Annotated in this window: 15 protein-coding genes; 6 read left to right on the forward strand and 9 right to left on the reverse strand. The window is 41.5% G+C overall.

Features of this window, described 5'->3' with window-relative positions; all coding sequences use genetic code 11:
* Positions 1-106 precede the first annotated feature (106 nt).
* Positions 107-1,015 (reverse strand): recombination-associated protein RdgC, encoded by a 909-nt coding sequence (gene rdgC / locus QQK09_RS06830; protein WP_284203366.1) that lies wholly within the window; start codon positions 1,013-1,015, stop codon positions 107-109.
* A gap of 186 nt (positions 1,016-1,201) precedes the next feature.
* Between rdgC and phoB the strand changes: the two genes are divergently transcribed.
* The 3 genes from phoB to QQK09_RS06845 all read left to right on the forward strand — a co-directional run bounded on the left by phoB (position 1,202) and on the right by QQK09_RS06845 (position 4,090).
* Complete coding sequence (gene phoB, locus QQK09_RS06835) at positions 1,202-1,885, forward strand: phosphate regulon transcriptional regulator PhoB (RefSeq protein WP_284203367.1); 684 nt, start codon at positions 1,202-1,204, stop codon at positions 1,883-1,885.
* Positions 1,886-1,926: 41 nt separating this feature from the next.
* Positions 1,927-3,219, forward strand: coding sequence for a phosphate regulon sensor histidine kinase PhoR (gene phoR, locus QQK09_RS06840; RefSeq protein WP_431312584.1), 1,293 nt, complete (start codon positions 1,927-1,929; stop codon positions 3,217-3,219).
* 115 nt (positions 3,220-3,334) lie between these two features.
* Positions 3,335-4,090: a Nif3-like dinuclear metal center hexameric protein gene (locus tag QQK09_RS06845; RefSeq protein WP_284203369.1), complete on the forward strand. Its 756-nt coding sequence runs from the start codon at positions 3,335-3,337 to the stop codon at positions 4,088-4,090.
* Between the two features lie 78 nt (positions 4,091-4,168).
* Here the strand turns inward: QQK09_RS06845 and QQK09_RS06850 are convergent, their stop codons facing one another.
* Together QQK09_RS06850 and QQK09_RS06855 are read right to left on the reverse strand one after the other, a co-directional pair.
* Positions 4,169-5,326: a DUF1501 domain-containing protein gene (locus QQK09_RS06850; RefSeq protein WP_284203370.1), complete on the reverse strand. Its 1,158-nt coding sequence runs from the start codon at positions 5,324-5,326 to the stop codon at positions 4,169-4,171.
* Positions 5,327-5,335: 9 nt separating this feature from the next.
* Entirely contained in the window at positions 5,336-6,793 is a 1,458-nt protein-coding gene (locus QQK09_RS06855) for a DUF1800 domain-containing protein (RefSeq protein WP_284203371.1), read from the reverse strand.
* A gap of 289 nt (positions 6,794-7,082) precedes the next feature.
* Between QQK09_RS06855 and leuB the strand changes: the two genes are divergently transcribed.
* Positions 7,083-8,186, forward strand: coding sequence for a 3-isopropylmalate dehydrogenase (gene leuB / locus QQK09_RS06860; protein WP_284203372.1), 1,104 nt, complete (start codon positions 7,083-7,085; stop codon positions 8,184-8,186).
* A gap of 73 nt (positions 8,187-8,259) precedes the next feature.
* Here the strand turns inward: leuB and QQK09_RS06865 are convergent, their stop codons facing one another.
* The 4 genes from QQK09_RS06865 to QQK09_RS06880 form a co-directional block, all read right to left on the reverse strand.
* Positions 8,260-10,167, reverse strand: a complete 1,908-nt coding sequence (locus QQK09_RS06865; RefSeq protein WP_284203373.1) for an acyl-CoA dehydrogenase family protein — start codon at positions 10,165-10,167, stop codon at positions 8,260-8,262.
* Entirely contained in the window at positions 10,160-12,346 is a 2,187-nt protein-coding gene (locus tag QQK09_RS06870; RefSeq protein WP_284203374.1) for a 3-hydroxyacyl-CoA dehydrogenase NAD-binding domain-containing protein, read from the reverse strand. Before QQK09_RS06870 ends, QQK09_RS06865 begins: the two co-directional genes overlap by 8 nt.
* Before the next feature lie 66 nt (positions 12,347-12,412).
* The gene (locus QQK09_RS06875; protein WP_284203375.1) at positions 12,413-13,702 is read right to left on the reverse strand and encodes a thiolase family protein; all 1,290 of its coding nucleotides are present in this window, start codon (positions 13,700-13,702) and stop codon (positions 12,413-12,415) included.
* A gap of 170 nt (positions 13,703-13,872) precedes the next feature.
* A complete protein-coding gene (locus QQK09_RS06880) occupies positions 13,873-15,630 on the reverse strand; it encodes an AMP-dependent synthetase/ligase (protein ID WP_284203376.1) in 1,758 nt (585 codons plus the stop codon).
* A gap of 129 nt (positions 15,631-15,759) precedes the next feature.
* Between QQK09_RS06880 and QQK09_RS06885 the strand changes: the two genes are divergently transcribed.
* Complete coding sequence (locus QQK09_RS06885) at positions 15,760-18,165, forward strand: DNA polymerase II (protein WP_284203377.1); 2,406 nt, start codon at positions 15,760-15,762, stop codon at positions 18,163-18,165.
* Positions 18,166-18,175: 10 nt separating this feature from the next.
* Here the strand turns inward: QQK09_RS06885 and QQK09_RS06890 are convergent, their stop codons facing one another.
* Both QQK09_RS06890 and QQK09_RS06895 read right to left on the reverse strand, forming a co-directional pair.
* Positions 18,176-18,784, reverse strand: coding sequence for a LysE family translocator (locus QQK09_RS06890; protein WP_284203378.1), 609 nt, complete (start codon positions 18,782-18,784; stop codon positions 18,176-18,178).
* Position 18,785: 1 nt separating this feature from the next.
* Positions 18,786-18,986 carry a hypothetical protein gene (locus QQK09_RS06895; RefSeq protein ID WP_284203379.1) on the reverse strand — a complete coding sequence of 67 codons (201 nt, stop codon included), beginning with the start codon at positions 18,984-18,986 and terminating at the stop codon, positions 18,786-18,788.
* Between the two features lie 198 nt (positions 18,987-19,184).
* Between QQK09_RS06895 and QQK09_RS06900 the strand changes: the two genes are divergently transcribed.
* The gene (locus tag QQK09_RS06900; protein ID WP_284203380.1) at positions 19,185-20,612 is read left to right on the forward strand and encodes an aminotransferase-like domain-containing protein; all 1,428 of its coding nucleotides are present in this window, start codon (positions 19,185-19,187) and stop codon (positions 20,610-20,612) included.
* Positions 20,613-20,614: the final 2 nt, after the last annotated feature.

The raw sequence follows: 20,614 nt of genomic DNA on the forward strand, positions 1-20,614 counted from the left end.
GTAAATGTTATTTTTTTTATATTACTTGGAAAGGGAAAATATAATAACAAGATGCCTCGTTAGCAATGAACAGCTAAGTGATTGAAGCATCTTGTTTAAATATCGATTACAGGCTTTGTTGACCGCCAAAGGCTTCGATAACTGCTGGCACTAATTGTTTTATTTCACCCGTCATCAGGGCGAAATCTGCATCAAAGCGCGCGGCAAAATCATCTTTTTCGATATCTTCATTTTGCTCTTGTAATACATCGGCAAATTTAATACGTTTCAATGCAAACTCTTCGCCAATCATAAATGAGATACTATCGGCCCAATTTAATGCTAATTTAGTGACAAATTTATCCGATGCTAAATGATTTTTTATCTCATCTGAAAGCAGATCTTGCTGTTTACAACGGATAATACCGCCACCTTCAAGTGCAGAACATAACTCGGCTTCATCTTCTAACTTAAAATTAGTAGGTATGTTGCCTTCAACTAACCAGTCGGTCATTACCACGTCTGCTTGGTTTTTAAGTTGAATTGGCACAACAGGTAAACTGCCTAGTGTTTTACGTAGTAAAGAAATCAACTCTTCCGCTTTACGTGCGCTTGACGCGTCAACGTATAACATATCTGACTCAGGGTCTATCCAAGCGAAGGTTTGTGAAGTACGGCTAAAAGCTCGTGGTAAAAGTTGCATTACGATATCTTCTTTCAGTGCATCTTTTTCTTTTTTCTTTAGTGCACGCCCTTGCTCCGCTTCAATCGCTTCAACACGTTCATTCAGTTGGTCTTTGATCACGCCTGCAGGTAACATCTTCTCCTCTTTTTTAAGGCAGATAAGAATCTGTTTGTTAGCGGTGTGTGTATACATGGCACCTATTTTTCCCATTGGAAATACCCAACCTAGCTTTGATACATCTTGGCTTCCGCAAGGTTTGAATTTGAATTCCTCCAAGTTTCGTTCAAGGGCTTTTTCATCTTGCTCTAGAGGGCGGGTAAAACGATAAACTTGTAGGTTTTTGAAAAACATGGGGACACCTTTATAAAAATAGTTAGGATGTGAGTGTAAATGAAAAATAAAAAAGAGTTTAACATTTTTTGAAAATTGATATTTTTTTACCTAGTTATATGACAGTTTATGAAAGTTTGTAATATAAGTGTCATAATACGCAGTAATAATAGCCTCAATTAAATTTAGCTAAGCAGGTAAGGTAGAATGGCCAGTCGTATTTTAGTAGTCGAAGATGAAGTCGCAATCCGTGACATGTTATGTTTTGTTTTAGAACAACATGGCTATGAATGTATTGAAGCAGAAACATATCAAGGTGCACTAGAGCAACTTGTTGAACCTTACCCTGATCTTATATTATTGGATTGGATGTTTCCGGGCGGCAGCGGTATTAAACTATTAAAACATCTAAAGGTCGATGAGATGTTACGCCAAATTCCTGTTGTGATGCTAACGGCACGTGGTGAAGAGGAAGATAAAGTACGCGGACTTGAAAATGGGGCCGATGATTATGTGACTAAACCGTTTTCACCTAAAGAGTTAATGGCTCGCTTAAAAACCGTACTGCGCCGCGTAAATCCAACGTCACTTGATGATACCTTAGAAGTTGGCAAACTTAAGTTAGATCCTATTTCTCATCGTGCATCGCTTGAAGATATTGCGTTAGAGATGGGGCCAACAGAGTTCAAGTTATTGCACTTTTTTATGACCCACCCAGAGCGTGTTTATAGCCGTGAACAACTACTGAATAATGTATGGGGCACTAATGTTTATGTTGAAGATCGTACCGTTGACGTGCATATTAGGCGCTTACGCAAAGCATTAAAGGATCACGACCATTTAGTGCAAACGGTACGTGGCTCAGGCTACCGTTTCTCAACAAAGTCGTAAATCACCGACAATAGTTAGCGAACAGATAATAGAGAATACATATTTTGAAGATCTACTCATGGAAGGCTTTAATGTGGGGGTTAGTACTTATCTATCTCCCGATCATCATCATTGGCTCTTTATTCGGCTGGTTGACTGAGCTGTTATTGGTCTCATTTTTCATTCATATTGTTTGGCATTATTATTACTTAAATAAACTGAATAACTGGTTATGGAACAGTAAAAGCACCGTTCTACCCGATGGTAAGTCAGATTGGGAGCATGCGTTTGTTGGCATCCATAATATGCAGCAGCGTCATCGTAAACGTCGTAACAATTTAGCGTCGGTGATTAGCCGTTTTCGTGAAGGTTCAGAAGCCTTACCAGATGCTGTTGTGGTGTTTCATAAAAGTGGCGAAATCATTTGGTGTAATCGTTTAGCACAGTTCCAACTCGGTTTTAAATGGCCGATGGATTGTGGTGATAACATTACCAACCTGATTCGTAATCCGCTATTCAGTGAACACCTTAAAAGTAGCGATTATGATCAGCCTTTAGATCTTACATCCCCGATCAATGCCGATAAAGTACTCGAATTCCGTGTTATGCCTTATGCCAAACACCAACGTATTTTGATTGTGCGTGACGTAACAACCTATCGTCAACTTGATGAACAACGTCGCCAATTTGTTGCTAATGTCTCCCATGAATTGCGTACACCTTTGACCGTGTTACAAGGTTATATTGAAATTTTAGGGATGCAAAGTGATCCCGACTCACGCCAAGGCAAAGCGATCAATGTCTTAGACCAACAGACTACGCGCATGTGCTCGTTAGTTGAGCAGCTGATGACACTGTCTAAAATTGAAGGGGCGGCAAGTATCGATCTCACTGAAAAAGTGAATGTGCCTGCATTATTGACCCAGATGGAAAATGAAGCACAGGCATTAGGCAAGAAAAAAGCATTACAAATAACCTTCTCAATTGAAGAAAAACTGCTGCTGTTAGGCGATGAGATGCAATTGCGCAGTGCGATGGCAAACCTCGTTTATAATGCGGTTAATTATACACCTCAAGGCGGTTCGATTAAGGTGATTTGGCGAAGTTGTTCAACGGGCGCGTATTTCTGTGTCATGGATAACGGTGATGGTATTGCGCCTGAACATATTTTACACCTGACAGAGCGTTTCTATCGTGTTGATGGTTCTCGCTCTCGTGATACGGGGGGCTCAGGGCTTGGTCTTTCTATCGTGAAACATACGCTCAACCATTATGACAGTGAGCTGAATATTGAAAGTAACTTAGGTGAGGGCAGTCAATTCTCATTTATTATACCAAGTAGTTACCTGCTCTAACTCAATCCGCTACAATAGCCTCGCTAATGCGACTTATTCATTATCTATCAGATAAGTAAGTCGCGATTTAAACCATCTTGCCACTTAATTACATTTTAATAACGACGAGCTTGCTATGAAAAACAGAAAACTTGCCAATAAATTGGATCAGCTTTTAGAGATTCATCAATTCAAAGATTACTGCCCAAACGGTCTGCAGGTTGAGGGGCGTGAAAAAGTCCAACGTATTATTACTGGTGTAACAGCCAACCAAGCATTGATTGATGCTGCAATTGAGCAGCAAGCTGATGCGATTTTAGTACATCACGGTTTCTTCTGGAAAGGGGAGAAACAAGAGATTGTCGGTATGAAGTACAATCGTATTAAAGCATTGATTGAAAATGGTATTAACCTTTACGCTTACCATCTGCCTTTAGATGTTCACCCTGAGCTGGGTAATAATGCGCAGCTTGCTAAATTATTACAGATAACTGATAGGCGTCCGCTTGAACCTTGGGACAAACGCAGTGTCGGACGTGTGGGTAAATTTGAACAAGCGATCACCCCGGAGGCATTAAGCGCACGACTTACTGATGTGCTTGACCGTCAGCCGTTACATATTGATGGTGGTAAAAAAGAGATCAAAACAATTGCTTGGTGTACGGGTGGTGGGCAAGACTATATTACCATTGCCGCAGAGCAGGGCATTGATGCCTTTATCAGTGGTGAAATATCAGAGCGTACAACGCATATTGCCCGAGAAATGGGCATACACTATTTTGCGGCAGGTCATCATGCGACAGAGCGTTATGGCGTACAAGCATTAGGTCAGTATTTAAATGATGAGCTAGAGCTTGATGTTACTTATATTGATATTGATAACCCGGTATAAGTGAAAGTAAATTAGCAACGAGTATCGAGCTTCGAGTTCGTAGCTCGATACTCGTCGCTCAATACTCGATCCCTTTCGCTAAGCCCTAAACATTTTTCCTTGATAGACCTTTGCGGTTGGAAAGATATGTTGTACTTGTTGGTCGGTTAATTGCCAATGCTGCTGAAGTGATGCTGCTATCCAATCAAAATGATGGCTGGTGGCTTTAAGGTCGCGCTGCTGATGTAGTTGCTCTGCTTGTAAACCCGGCCATTTTCCTAATATTTGGCCACCCTGTATTTTTCCTCCCGCTAAAAATAGGGCGCTTGCTGTGCCATGGTCTGTTCCTCGGGTACCATTCTCTTTTACCGTTCGTCCAAACTCAGTTGCCACGATCACTAAGGTATTGTCCCATTGTTCACCAAGCTCTGTTTTTAAAGCCTGTAACCCTTTATCTAATAAACTCAGTTGACGTTGCAGTTGCCCCGTTTGGTTTTTATGAGTGTCCCAGCCACCCAATGTGAGCATGGCGCAATCCATCGTTGGTTGCGACAGTAGTTGTCCGCAGGATTTACTCAGGCTAATAAAGCTACCTTGCTGTTTTTTTTGCATATTTTTCTCACCCAGTAATGCCTCCATATTTAACCCCTCCTCTAATCGGGTCAACAGTTGTGGAGAGTCTTGATAAAGCTGTTGTAGCGCTTGGTAAGTTTGTTGTTCTGCATCAGGTAGGCGTGATGGGTACCATGTATTACTGTGCTGATTTGAGCCGCGTAAACTGATTGGCGTTGATTGTGCAATTGCGATCGCTTGTTTATTTTTTAGGGCAATAGCACGTGCTAACCAACCACTATCTAAATCCGGCACTGGTAAAGCACTCTCTAAATAATCTTGCGCTTCAAAATGAGAACGCTTGGGATATCCAGAGGAAACGGCAACGATCGGGAGAAGCTGTTTTTGCTGATACCATTGGTGCAAATTAACCAGTGCAGGGTGCAGTGCATAACCCTGTTGCATTGAGCTGACCTGTGCGAGTGGCAATAATTTATGTTCGATACTGGGGTATAAAGTAGGTCTATGTATTTTCATGCTAGATTCAAAAGTGGGCACGACTGTGTGCAGTGCATCAAGTGCACCGCGTAACATCACCCAAACCACTTTTGGAGGCTGTTTTTCACCGTTATTCATTGCTAATAAAGGCTGTTGGTACACGACTAAACTCGCAGCTAAGGCTTTTAAAAAATCACGACGTAACATGCTATCTCCTTATCGTGTTAAAAATTCGGGGCTAAGTAATAACAAGGTTAATGCTTGCTGACGACTTTCGGCACGTGTTATTACTTGGTAGCTATGCGTGCTTAGTGTGTTGGAAAATGTGTTTTCAATTAGTATGTTAATGTTGGTTTTTGCGAACTGTTTTTTCCCTGCTATCTGTGATGCCCAGTTAACTCTTGCCATCAACGCACTCGCACCATCCCAGTCTTGTTGTTGGTCACTATAACCGGCAGGTGAGCCCGCTTTAAAGGGGCGTTGCCCTAGGGTATTTAACGCATTTTGTACCTGTCGGATGTTGAGCTTTTTAACCGCTAAGGCGCGATAGGTTGATATAACGTATTCGTAGGGGGTCTTATATTTTTGCTGTTGTGTTTGCCAGCTTAAAGGGTGATTAATGAGTGCTTGGAAAACACTTTTTAAATGCCCATTGGTTTTTATCCATTGTGTGGTTAAATGATTTACTAACTCTTCGGGAGCTTGGTCACTGATAAAGCTCTGTACAATTTTTGTAGATACAAAGCGCGCAGTACTGGGATGGTTAGCGATATCTTTTAACATCTGTTTACCCTGCGATAAGCCTTGCGGTGGGTAGCTTTTACCCAGTAGCGTGCGCGTACCTGGTTCATGTTTTCCTTTATGATAAATAAAGCCCTGTTGTTTATCTTTTCCTGGTTTAAAAACGCTCCAACCAGTGATTCCCTTTGCTAATTCGGTAACATCCTGCTGTTGATAACCACCATCAACCCCTAATGTGTGCAGTTCTAATATCTCACGAGCAAGGTTTTCATTGAGGCCTCTATTTTTCTTAGCGAAACGAGTTGAAGGGCCAATTGAGTTTTCATTATTAAGGTAGATCAGCATAGCAGGGTGCTGACAGACGGCTAATAATAGCTCATCGAAATGACCATACAAGTTTGGCGCGATCGCTTCTCTTTCTAATGTTGGCGCAAGCCCGGTCATTAATTGACCTTGTGCGCTGACGCTGAAATGGTTGGAAAAAAAGGCTAAGCATCGCCAATTAAAACTGTTTTCAGACTCGATTGTTTGCTTCAGTGCATCTGCAGTGAGTGCTTTATAAAAATCGTTATGCGGATTTTTAGGTTCCTTAGACTTCTCTGGTTCCTTGGACTCCGAAGACATCGCTTGCATCTCTGACATCTGATTAGCACTGTCCATCTCTGCCATTGCCGTTGGAATGGTTTTATCTGCTTGCTGTTTTCGAAAGGCTTTTCGGTTTTTGGTAAATTCAGTATGTGCGATTAAAATGCTATTCGCGGTTGCTAAGGCGTGATCAAAAGTGACCGTTGGAGAAGCATCTAGCTGCGTTAATAACCATTGTTGGGCATTATCGTTAATTTTTTTTATCTCATCAGGGCGGGCGCCTAGTGCAAAACGCTGTGTGGCTATCGTTGCGTTAAAAAATTCTTTTTTGCTACCTTGCATGGCCATTACCCACCTTAATATTAACGTTGATTCAATAGCATAACCTAGTTATTGCCGTTGTACATCCTATGCTAGATAGCTGCGATCACCTTTTGATGTTTTAGTCGAATGAAGCGAAGAAATTATTTGGGGCGCTTTGTAATGAATCAATTTGCATAATTAATATTCACTATCGTTGCATAAACAACCATATGCGGTGTAAAAAAGTGTCACGAAGTTTGAAACTAAGGTAACTTTTCCTTATGATGCATGAAGCAATTCGGAACAGTCAAAATAATCATTTAGGGAAATAACAATGACAACATATAACATCGCATTACTAGCTGGTGACGGTATCGGTCCTGAAGTAATGAAGGAAGCGGTTAAAGTTTTAAATCTAGTTGAAGAGCGTAATGCAGATATTAACTTTGAACTTAACGACGTACTGTTTGGTGCTGCGGCTTATTTTGCTACGGGAAAATCATTTCCTGATGAGACAAAAGCAGCGTGTGATAAAGCGGATGCTATTCTTAAAGGAACTATCGGTCTTAATCACGAAGACTCTAAAAAAATCCCTGTTGATGAGCAACCTGAGCGTGGCGCACTACTTCCACTGCGTCGCCGTTACAATACTTACGCAAACTTCCGCCCTGTATACCTTCCAAAAGGTCTTGCACACTTCTCGCCATTAAAAGAGTCTGTTGTTGGTGAAGGCATCGATATCATGCTAATCCGCGAATTAGTGGGTGGCTTATACTTTGGTGAGAAAGAGACTGGTGTTGATGCACAAGGTCGTCGTTATGTACGTGAAGTACTTGAATACGATGAAGATCAAATCCGTCAAATCGTACGTGTTGGTTTTGAAGTTTCAATGAAACGTAAAAAAGTGATGCACAACATCCATAAATCAAACGTGCTTAAATCAAGCGTATTATGGAACGAAATCGTTGAAGAAGAGAGCAAGAACTTCCCTGAAGTTGAAGTGATCAACATCTTAGTTGATGCTGCTGCAACTTACCTATGTCTAAAACCAACGATGTTTGACGTAATGGTTATGGAAAACATGTTCGGTGATATCTTAAGCGACCAAGGCGGCGGTATCTTAGGTTCTTTAGGTCTTATGCCTTCTGCGTGTAAAGGTCCTGAAAAATCTTACTATGAACCATCTCACGGCTCTGCACCAGATATTGCGGGTAAAGGTATTGCAAACCCATATTCAATGATTGGTTCTGTTGCGCTAATGCTTGAAATGAGCTTTGGTATGGAAAAAGAAGCTAAGAACCTTTGGGCTGCTATGCAAGGTGTATTTGAAGATGGTTACTCAACGTCTGACCTTTCTAAGCCTGGTGAAGCTAACTTAGTAAGTACTGCTGAGTTTGGTGATATGGTTTGTAAAAAACTAGCTGCAATGCCTGTTTAAACAATTCCAGATAATCAAAATAAAAAACCACGCAATTGCGTGGTTTTTTTATGCCTTATAGGTCGGGATAAACCTAATAATCAACCCAAGGTACACCTTGCTCTAACCATTTAATATCGCCCTCTAAAACGCTCTTCGCTAATTTGTTCTCTTTGTTATCGTCGTTATTGCTTAACTCATCAAATAAACGGTCTATTTTTCGTTTACTGTTTAAACAAAATACATCTGCTAGATATTGTGGGGTAAGATCATCATGGTTTTCCTGCAGTTTTGATGTTGCAAATGAACAGGTTGCCGATATAGCAAATAGCTCTGTGCCAATCTCCATTAATAACCCTAAAATATGTTGCTTGCGCTCTAACCTGTCTTGATACAGGCCAATATAGTGGAAAATAGTACGCGCTAGTTTATGCGCGGCACTTTCAACAAAGGAGATATGTTTTGCTAATTTCCCAAGGCCGGGATGTGAACTCCAGATTGAACTGTTTAACCACTGTGTTGGATACCAGCTACTGTAAAATGCAGCCAATTTAACACCTGCTTGTAATTTTTCTCCAACCGGTAGGTTTTTCTTAAGTAGATCTTCGGCCACTTTTAGGTGTGGATCCATCGCTTCACGGGCAAGAAACAGCTTCATAATATCGGTGGTGCCTTCGATAATACGATTAATGCGGCAATCGCGCATCAGGCGTTCAATCGGGTAGGGCTTTTCACCACGTGCTTTCAAAGAGGATGCTTTCTCATAACCACGTCCTCCACGTAATTGCATGGTCGTATCAACGACATCCCAAGCAAGCTCAGAGCAGAATAATTTAGCCATTGCAGCTTCAATACGCAGATCTAGGTTAGGATCGTCGGCCATGTGCGAGGTTAAATAGGTGACCGCCTCCATCGCAAAAGTACTGGAGGCGATAAAGGCGATTTTTTTAGCACCTGCTTCATGTTTACCAATCGCCATACCCCATTGCACGCGTTCATTACCCCAATCTCGTGCGACGGCTAAACAATATTTACCCATACCGGTAGCGGCGGCTGGTAAGGTTAAGCGCCCCGTATTAAGGGTCGCAAGTGCCAGTTTTAACCCTTTTCCTTCACCCAGAATGATATTCTCAATAGGGACTTTTACATCGGTAAATTTTATTAATCCGTTTTGAATGCCACGAATACCCATGAAGTCACAGCGGTGTAATACCTCCATCCCGGACATCTCTTTTTCAACAATAAACGCGGTGACCTGTTTCACCTGTTTACCGTTGCTTAATGTTTTTGGTGCGGTTTGTGCCATCACCACTAAGACGTCGGCAATTAAACCATTGGTACACCACAGCTTGATGCCATTGATTAAGAAGTGTTTACCATCTTCAGTTAATGTCGCGGTAGTTTCCATTTTAGCCGGATCTGATCCTACTTCTGGCTCAGTTAATGCAAAGGCGGATATTTTCCCCTCACGAAATTGTGGCAAATACTTATCTTTTTGTGCTTCGGTACCAAACATTTTTAGTGGCTGCGGAACACCGATTGATTGGTGGGCGCTTAATAATACTGCCGTTGCGCCACAATGTGCAGAAATAGCCATCATAACGCGGTTATAATTGACTTGCGTTAACCCCAGGCCGTTGTACTTTTTAGGCACTTTCATTGCAAACAGGCCCATATCCACCAAACCTTGGATCACTTCAGGGGGAATGGTACGGGTTTCATCAACTTTTTCTGCATCGAGATGATTAATCAGGAATTCACAGACCTGTTCAACCAGTTCATCACCGATTTTTTTCTCTGCTTGGCTTTGTGTGGGAAAAGGAAAAATTAGATCTTCCTGAAAATTCCCCATAAACAGTTGCCCAGCAAAACTGCTTTGTTGTTTGCTATTATCACGTGCTGATTCAGCAAGTTGCATCGCTGCGGCTTTTTCACTATTCATTTTAGAGGTATCAATCACCGACTGTTGTTCATGTTGCGCTTGTTCTGTTTGTTTATTCATCAGTTACCACCTCTTCAATGTTAGCTTCATAAAATGTTTGTCCATTTTGTGCTTTATCGACCAATAACTGCGCAGGGGCAAAGCGTTCGCCGTAGGTTTGGCTTAGCTCGGTTAATTTGTCACATATACTCTGTAAGCCTCGGTTGTCAGCATATTTTAATAATCCCCCTCGAAATGCAGGGAAACCCGTTCCCATCAACATTGCCATATCAAGGTAGGCAGGGTTATCAATAACACCTTCCTGTAAACAGCGTACCGCTTCATTTACCATCACTAAAATACAGCGATCAACAATCATCTTACTGTCGAATTCTTTGACGCTGATATTTTGATCCGCACGATAGAAAGTTAAAATGGCATCGATATTCTTGTTGTATCGAATAGGCGATTTTTTCTCATGCTTGTAAAATCCAGCACCCGATTTTTTACCTAATAATTTCTCTTCAACAAAAATATGCTTAAACAATCCCGCCACTTTCATACGCTCGCCATAGGCTTCTTCTAGAATCGTCGCCACATGGAAACCAACATCGATACCCACCTCATCGGCTAAAACAAAGGGGCCCATTGGTAAACCAAACTGTGCGATAGCGTCATCTATTTCGGTGACCACGCCTCCCTCTTGTAGAATCAGTGCTGCTTCATTGAGCATCGGAATAAGGATGCGGTTCACTAAAAAACCGGCACAATCACCGACGACAATGGGGGTTTTACCTAATTGCTTAGCAAGCTTCACTGTGCTAGCGATGGTTTGTGGACTGGTTTTTTCACCGGGAATTATCTCAACTAAAGGCATGCGATTAACGGGGTTAAAAAAATGCATGCCAATCATATTTTCTGGGCGCTCAAGATCGTTTGCCATCTCGGTTATCGACAGGCTGGAGGTATTAGAGGCTAAAATTGCGTGCTCTGGTAACTTGCTCTGTGCTTCCGCAAGTACCATCTTTTTGACTGCCATATTCTCAACCACTGCTTCAATGGCGATATCTAACTGTTTAAAACCGTTGTAGTTAACACAACCGGCAATATGGTTCATGTTGTAACGTATTTGATTAGGCTTTATTTTACGGCGTTTCTTCATCTGCTGATAATAGAGATTAGCGGTTTGATAACCCTTTGCCACGGCGTCCCACTCAATATCTTTAAGGCGTACATTTTTGTTTTTATTAGAAAACAACCATGCGATGCCCCCCCCCATGACACCCGCGCCGAGCACAGCACCGTTGTTAACCACTGCAGGTACGATGCTATCGTCGTTAATACCCGTCTCTTTTTTAAGTGCTTCATTGGTAAAAAATAGTTGTATCAAGTTTTTACTGATATCGGTAATCGCAACCTCTGCAAAACCATGCAGTTCAACTTCTAAAGCATCCTCAACCTCCATTTCGTGAATTTTTTCAATCACCTCAAGTGCTTTGAAAGGAGCTGGATAATGCCCTTTGGTTTTTTGCTGTAAGTTTTGATGGGCTTTTTTAAAGATAAGCTTGCGCCCCAATGGGTTATCTTCAAGTAGTTTTTGATTGAGGTTTTTAGCGCGCTTTGTAATGAGTTGTTGTGCAAAGGCAGGCGTGGTTAATAACTTATCGATAAACGTGTCGATAAAGTCACGTGCTAAGGTATGGTTATAAATCGCATCAACCAATTTTAAACGTAATGCCTTTTTTCCGGGGATCACTTTTGCAGGTAAAATGAGTTGCAATGCCGCTTGTAAACCGATCAGTTTCGGTAGACGCACACAACCACCAAACCCTGGGATGATACCTAGGCTAACTTCAGGTAAACCGATCACCGCTTTTTTATCGTCACTGATAATGCGATAGCTACAGGCTAAAGCGAGTTCACAACCTCCTCCGACACAAGCGCCATTAATAACAGCGAGGCTTGGAAAGGGCAGTTTGGCTATTTGATGCAAAATTTGTTGTCCGAAGCGCGCCTTTTCGTAGGCTTCCTGTTTGCCTGTTATATCTTTAATTTCGTTAATATCTGCGCCAGCGATAAAAATCCCTTGTTTTGCGCTTTCAAATACCAGTAGTTTTACATTGCCATCTTTAGCTAATGCAGTGAGGTGTTGTTGCAACTCAATGAGGGTGTTGCCATCGAGTTTATTGATTTTTTCATTTTGAAAATCAAACAGTAGGGTGGCGACGCCAGCATCATTAATCGATAAATTAAAATTCATTCCACTTGCTCCAGACTAATTAATTAAATCCATCTATTTATTCAATTTGTTCTTGCTTGTGTTTATCTATTCAACTTCAAGTGCCAATGCAGCACCTTGTCCGCCACCAATACAGAGGGTCACTAGGCCGCAATTTTGTTTTGTTGCACGCAGTGCTTTAAGCATGGTAATGACCAACCGAGTGCCGGTTGCACCAACAGGGTGTCCAAGGGCAATGGCACCGCCGTTAATATTGAGTTTATCGGGGTCAATCGCGCCAATCGCTTGGTCTTTATTGAGGTAGGTTTGTGAAAAATGGTCTGATGCAAAGGCGCGTTCATTAGCTATGACTTGGGCGGCAAAGGCTTCATTGAGCTCTATTAGGTCAAAATCAGACATGCTCATGCCAGATTGATCCAGTAGTTTGCTGGTGGCATAAACGGGTCCTAGTCCCATTCTGTTTGGTGCAAGTCCTGCATAAGCGTAATCTCTGAGGTAACCTAAGGGTTGATAGCCGAGTGCTTTGGCTTTGCTTTCAAGCATGATCAAGACTGCCCCTGCGCCATCAGTAATAGGGCAGGCATTTGCTACGGTTATTGTGCCTGCTGCGCGGTCAAAAAAGGGCTTTAATTTAGCGAGCTTTTCAAGGCTTTGGTCTGCGCGGATAGAGTTATCGAGTTGCTGTACCTTATTGTAATGGGGGGGCAACAAAATAGGGTGGATTTCATCTTCAAAAAAGCCCGCTTTTTGTGCACTAGCAGCTTTGAGGTGTGAGTTAAGTGCGTAGGTATCTTGTTCTGCTCGGGTAATACTAAATTCTCGGGCAAGTACTTCCGCTGTTTGCCCCATATTTAACCCACAAACAGGATCGGTTAAGCCTTCAACGATAGAGATAATGGGTTTGAGGTAAGCAGGACGAAATTGCGATATTAGGGATAATTTTTGCGGAGTGGTTTTAGCCTTCATCAAATCAGCAAACAGTTTAGTCATTTTGGGACCAAATTTGAGCGGATATTGACTCATGCTTTCAGTACCACCGGCAATAACAATATTTCCGCTTCCTGCGAGCATTTTTTCAAAGCCTGTCGTAATCGATTGCATACCCGATGCGCAATTACGATGCACGGTATAAGCAATAAGATCTTCTGGTAAGCCCGCTTTTAATGCGATAACACGTGCGATATTACACGCGTTAGAAGGTTGTCCAACATTACCGATAATAAGCTCATCAATTAAGTTAATATCAATTTCTGTTTTTGCTAATAGCTCTTTCACAATGACTGCGGCTAAATCATCGGGTGCAATACCTGCCATTTCGCTACTTGCTCTACAAAACGGTGTGCGTAACCCCTCTACAATCGCTAATCTCTCTCTCATTTTGAACTCCTGATTGGTTCATAAAAGTCGACTTATCACTCATACTATTTTTTCAATAACTGTTTACCTATTTCTTTAAATATCTTTTTACTAACATTCATCGTTGCGTTAAAAACACAACTTAAAGGTGAGCAGCTATTATTGCGAATAGCTGCTTACTCATTAATTTATTAACTATAAAAATCATCAATGATCTGTTTGAACTTATCTTCAACCACATGACGTCGTAATTTCATGGTGGGTGTTAATTCACCTGTTTCAACAGTAATAGGGTGTTTAACAAATTTATATTTTTGTATCTTTTCCCATGCGCTGAGTTGTGCATTAACACTTTGCACTACTTCTTTGATCTCTTTTTTCACTTCATCTGAGTGCAAGAAATCGCTATTGCTCATATCGCTATAACCACGATGTTCACGGATAGCATCGAGGTTTTCATAATCGGGGAACAATAAGCAGGAAACGAAGCGTCTATCTTCACCAATAATCGCTGCCATATCGATCAATTCTGATTTACACAGGGTTTGTTCAATGGGAACAGGGCTGACATACTTGCCGTTTGAGGTTTTAAATAACTCTTTTTTACGACCTGTGATGGTTAAGAATCCATCTTCATCGAGTGAGCCTAAATCTCCCGTATGTAACCATCCGTCACTGTTTATCGCTTCAGCCGTGGCAGTTTCATTATTATGATACCCGATCATGATATTTGGGCCTTTTGCTAATATCTCGTTATCCTCTGCAATTTTCACCTCTACACCCGGGTAAACTTTACCCACAGTTCGGTAGCGAACATGGCCGGGGTAATTGACGGCTAACACCGGTGAGGCTTCAGTTAGTCCATATCCCTGAAAGATATCAAAGCCGATGTTTTTGAAGAAATTTTCCATACTTTCGCTGAGCGCTGATCCGCCGACGATTAATAATCGTAATTCGCCCCCTAATGCGACACGCAATTTGCTGTAGATCAGTTTGTCATAAACTTTGTCTGCAACTGTGTTTTTTGCCGGCACTTTAGTGACTGCGCGTTCAAAGGCACTACTCATTAATTTTTGTTTTAGCCCGCTTTGATCTTCAATACGGCTATGCATTTTGGCATATACCTTTTCTAATAAACGCGGCACTAGGGTGATCACCGTTGGGTTTATTTCACGCAGTAGATCACCTACTTTTTTAATATCATCAGCAAAATAGAGCGGCGTTCCCGTAGATAGGTAAAAGTAACTGACCATACGTTCAAATACATGTGCTAAGGGTAAGCAGGTCAGTATTTTGTCCTTGCTTGGATCTAGTTTAAAAAGCTCCGATGTTGCTTTGATTTGTGAAATTAAGTTGTGATGGCTGAGCTCAACCCCTTTTGGCATGCCGGTAGAGCCGCTGGTATAAATAATGGTCGCGATATCATCAGGTTGCACCGTATCGCGCATTAAAGAGAATAATTGTGGCTGTTTACTTGATTGTTGATCACCCAATTCAAGTAATTTATCAAAACTTAATCCATTCTTGGCACTGTAATTATTCTCTAAAGAGATGACTTTTTTAAAGCCTTTTAATGCATCGCTGATATTGTCATCGAGTAAATTGCTGTCATTAATAAAAATATAATTAATATTGCTGTCTTTCTTTTGGAATTCAAAATGTTTACTGGAAACATTAGCAAACATCGGCACGGAAATAGCACGGTTTAGCATGATCGCCAAATCCATCATGATCCATTGGGGTGAAGGAGAGGAGATGATCGCAAAGCCATCATTATGCTGAACACCTAATGCACGTAACCCTAGTGTTAGGCGACGGATAGTCTCATAAAATTTTTCACTTGAAAGTGCTTGCCACTGGCCTTTCTCTTTGTAGTTCAAAGCTGAAGAGTTCATGTAAGTATTAACCACATGTTGGACCATCTCAGGCAGAGTTTTATAATTTTGCATATTGTTTCTCAGTTGTTTTTTGTAGAATAATGAGAGAGTTAGGACTCTCTTTCTAATATAGCCTAGTTCACTAGTTTGTGTTTAGTCTGTCTGTGTTAAACTTGAACTTCCCCTAAAATATGAGTTTTTATGCAAAAATTGACACAATTACAAGGTTTAATTTTATCGCGACAGCAACGTGATACAAATACGGGTATTGAGCTTATTTTTTGGGTCAAAAGTAACCAAGGACCTTGTCAGGTTGTGATTAATGGATTACGCGCTGTATTTTTAATTAAACAGGAAGATCTCACACAAGCACAGGCACTTTGGGCTAAGCAATACCTTCATGCCGATGAGATTCGTCCCCTTTCTCTTTCTACCTTCGCTCAGCAAAAAGTGGTTGCGATCTATAATCTGTCTTTGTCGGTTTCGCGACAGCTTCAGCAGGCCTTAACCTCGCAGGGGATTCCTATATTTGAGTCGGATATTAAGGTCAGTGATCGCTACCTGATGGAACGATTTATTTATGGTAGCGTTAATGTGCTAGGGACTATTACCCGACGTGGTCAGCACTATTTTTGTCAAAACCCTAAATTAACCCCTACTAAAAACAGTGCACAAATATCGACTGTTTCTCTGGATATTGAGTGTAGTCCTGAACAAGAGTTATATAGCGTCGGTTTGACGGTCGGCGATGAAAAGCAAAACAGGGTGATTATGGTGGGTAATGCTTTGCCTCAACCTGCACCCTACGACTTACTTAATATCGAGTGGGTTGAAAATGAAGTCGCTCTATTAATCGCCTTGCAAAATTGGTTTCAAGTTAATGATCCAGATGTGGTCATTGGTTGGGCGGTAGGCAACTTTGATATGCGTTTATTGGCAGAACGCGCTAAATTACATCATATCAAATTGTGTTTGGGACGCGATCATAGTGCGTTGCAATGGTTTGCGCATCAAGACAGTTCTGGGCAAGGGACGGTTCGTCTTAATGGTCGGGTGGTACTTGATGGTATCGAGCAGCTGAAAAACAACAGTCGTCATTTTGAAAGCTTTAGTTTGGAGTCTGTGAGCCAATCTTTATTCTCAGAGGGTAAGCTCATTACTGAGGAAAATAGTCAGTTTGTTGATAAAGGCTTAGAGATAAAACACCAGTTTGAACATACACCGCTTAAATTAGCCGCGTATAATTTGCAAGATTGTTTGTTAGTAGAACGTATTTTTGATCATGCGAAACTGATTGAATATGCAATTCAGCGTGCCGAATTAACAGGTCTTGCACTTGATAGGCGTGGTGCATCAGTCGCTGCATTTACTAACTTATACTTACCACTACTACATCGCAGTGGTTATATTGCCCCGAATATTGGTGATATCGAAGCGCAACATTCACCCGGTGGTTTTGTAATGGACTCTAAGCCGGGACTTTACGATTGGGTATTAGTGTTGGATTTTAAATCGCTTTATCCCTCTATTATTCGTACTTTTAAAATCGACCCTTTAGGCATGATAGAAGGGCTTAAAGAGCCCATCGAAGACAGTATCGAAGGGTTTAGAGGAGCCCGTTTTAGTCGCGACAAACATCACCTACCCACTATATTAGATAGTTTGAGTCTCGCTCGAGAAGAAGCTAAAAAAGCCAATAATCAACCTTTTCAACACGCTATTAAAATCATTATGAACAGCATGTATGGCGTATTAGGCTCTTCAGGATGCCGTTTTCATGATACCCGGTTAGCAAGCTCTATTACCCTGCGTGGACATCAAATAATGATAGAAACGGGTAAGTTTATTGAGAAGCTAGGTTTTGATGTTATTTATGGAGATACCGATTCAACCTTTGTCTGGCTGCGTGATTGTGACTCATTAGCCTTTGCAGATGAAAAAGGAAAAATATTGGCCACGCGTATTAACGAATATTGGCAACAAAAAATTGCTGACGAGTTTTCGCTGCCTTCACTACTCGAAATCGAATATGAAACCTGTTTTAGTCAGTTCTTTATGCCTACGTTACGTGGTTCAGATTCAGGCTCTAAAAAACGTTATGCAGGCTTAAAAACCACTGAGCAGGGCAGTGAAATTATCTTTAAAGGGTTAGAAAGTGTGCGCAGTGATTGGACGGAGCTTGCGCGGGAGTTCCAAGAAACCTTATTTGAAAAGGTATTTAAACAGCATAGCGTGACGCAGTATATTATCGATACCGTGAGTCAGTTAAAAGCAGGTCACTTAGATGCGCAACTAGTATACCATAAACGTTTACGTCGACACTTAGATGCGTATGTCAAAAATGTACCGCCGCAGGTGCGTGCTGCGCGAATTGCCGACGCACAAAACAGAAAGTTAGGACGACCACTTCGTTATCAGCGTCAAGGGCGCATCGCTTATCTGATTACTCACAATGGTCCTGAACCGATTGAATACTTGCAATCCAGCATCGATTATCAGCACTATATTGATAAGCAACTGAAACCGATTGCCGATGCTATTTTGCCTTTCTTACCAGGAAACAGTAATTTTGAGGCACTTGTTTCAGAGCAGATGCCATTGTTTTGAAAATATTCAATTAGTTTAAGATAAAAAACAGCGTCGTAATGGTCATCAAGCCCATCGTATAATTAAATCTTTTCCGCTGTTTTTTTGTGGTGAGATGTTGCGCAATGTGGGCGCCAAGGTAAGCCCATAAACTGATCGCGATAAACCCCATCACAGCAAAACAGAACATGATCCATAGACCAGATTCAATATAGTGATCCCCCGCAAGGGTAAAGCTGCTTATACTACCGATACTCATTGCCCATGCTTTAGGGTTAACAAACTGGAAAAATGAAGCTGCAATTAAAGTCATGGGTTTACTTTTTTGACTCTTACTTTGCAGTGACTGTGGATCGGTTGCAGCAGTTGCAATTTTCCAAGCAAGCCAAAACAGATAAATGCTGCCGACTATTTTAAGCAGATCATAAAGCGCAGGGTAGCGTTCAAACACTAATCCTAGCCCCAACAGGACAGAAGCAAGCAGTGTTGCAACACCAATAATAATGCCAAAGATATGCGGTAGGGTTTTCTGATAACCAAACTGTGCACCAGAGGCGAGCAGCATAATATTATTGGGACCCGGCGTCACGGACATTACAAAGGCAAATAGCGCAATCGCAAATAACAGTGAAAAATCCATATCAATCTCCTTTTATTAAACGGCGAAAGGTGAATATAAAAAGTGCAATAAAGCCACTTTTGTTTATTTCATTGTTTATCTGTTTAGGTGTCCGCGCGATATCTTTAAAAAGGTGTGTCGGTAGGTGACGAAGATGTTGACGTGTTTGATAATCACGAAGCAGTTGCTTCAAACTGTCTTTAATAGTTAATCTGTTGTTCATAATCACACTCCTTTTAATCAACGAAGCATCATTGTAAATGACTGGCATTTTCAATACAGAGTCACCAAAAATTATTTTAACCATACAGTTTCGCTATTTTTGGGCTGTATGGTTAATTTTTAGCTTAACTGTATGGTTTAAAGTTGGCGTTTTCAGGTAACATGCTACTGTATTTGATTATAAGTTGACGAGGTGGCGATGAAGCTTTATGAAAAAGTGGCTCTGGTTTTACGTGATAATATTGAATCAGGATTGTTTGTTGTGGGTGATAAGCTGCCCTCAATTAGACAACTCGTTGCTGAGCATAAGGTGAGCATATCGACAGTGCAGCAAGCTTACCATCAACTTGAAATAGAAAGTTTAATCGAAGCGCGTCCCAAATCGGGCTATTTTGTCTGTTATCAGCGCTCAGCTTCTGTCTTACCTGCCACATCGCGGCCTGCACAACGTCCCATTGAGGTTTCACAATGGCAGCAAGTTTTAGAGGTATTACTCAGTAAAGAGGGGGTTGATACGATTCAGTTGCAGCATGCAATGCCTAATATGACGGAATCGACCTTAAAACCTTTGCTTAAAAAAATGTCTGACCTAATGCGTCATCAAGTCGCATTAAGCTTGCCCTATGGTGATATTAAAGGTGCGTTGGTATTACGTGAGCAGATAGCACAATTAGCGACCAACTCAGGTTGTGTTTTACATCCTGATGATCTGGTTATTACATCAGGCTGCCAAGAGGGGTTATCGGTTTGTTTGCGCGCAGTGACCAATCCAGGGGATATTATCGCCGTTGAATCACCGAGTTTTTATGGTTCGATGCAAGCAATTCAAGCGGCCAACTTAAAAGCGATTGAGATACCAACCAATGCTGAAACTGGTCTGAGTTTAGCGGCGCTAGAGTTAGCACTCGAACAATGGCCCATCAAAGCGATATTAGTAACACCGACCTGTAATAATCCGATGGGTTACTGTATGCCAGAAGCGGATAAAAAACGCCTTTATCAATTAGCACAGAGTTATGATATCTGTATTATCGAAGATGATATTTATGGTGATATTAGCTATCAATTACCACGCCCTAAAACCATTAAATCATTTGATGAAGATGGACGTGTTTTATTGTGTAGCTCTTTTTCTAAAACGGTTGCCCCTGGTATTCGGGTTGGTTGGATAGCACCGGGTCGTTATCGCGATAAGGTAACCCATGTAAAATACGTAAGTAGTTCAATGTGCCCGACATTACCACAGCTCGCAATAGCTGACTTTATTCACTCGGGCAGGTATAATAAGCACACTCGTCGAGTTCGCTTGTTATATAAACAGGGACGCGACCACCTCATACAGTGCATTAAAAAATACTTTCCACAGGATACTCGCATTAGCTTTCCTCAAGGCGGTTATATTTTATGGGTCGAGCTAAACAAACACTATGATGTTGTTAAGTTAGCCGCACAGTGTAAACAGGGCGAGGTTAGTATTGCTCCCGGCACGTTATTTTCAGCTACCGGAAAATACCGCAACTGTATGCGTCTTAATTTTAGCGAGCAAACAGAGGTTGAGCGTGAACGAGGGATCCGTCATTTAGCACATTATATAAAAAAACAAAGTATCGTTGAAGGTCATCATTAGGT

It is taken from the genome of Psychromonas marina (genome assembly GCF_030161115.1).
GTDB classification, from domain to species: Bacteria; Pseudomonadota; Gammaproteobacteria; order Enterobacterales; family Psychromonadaceae; genus Psychromonas; species Psychromonas marina.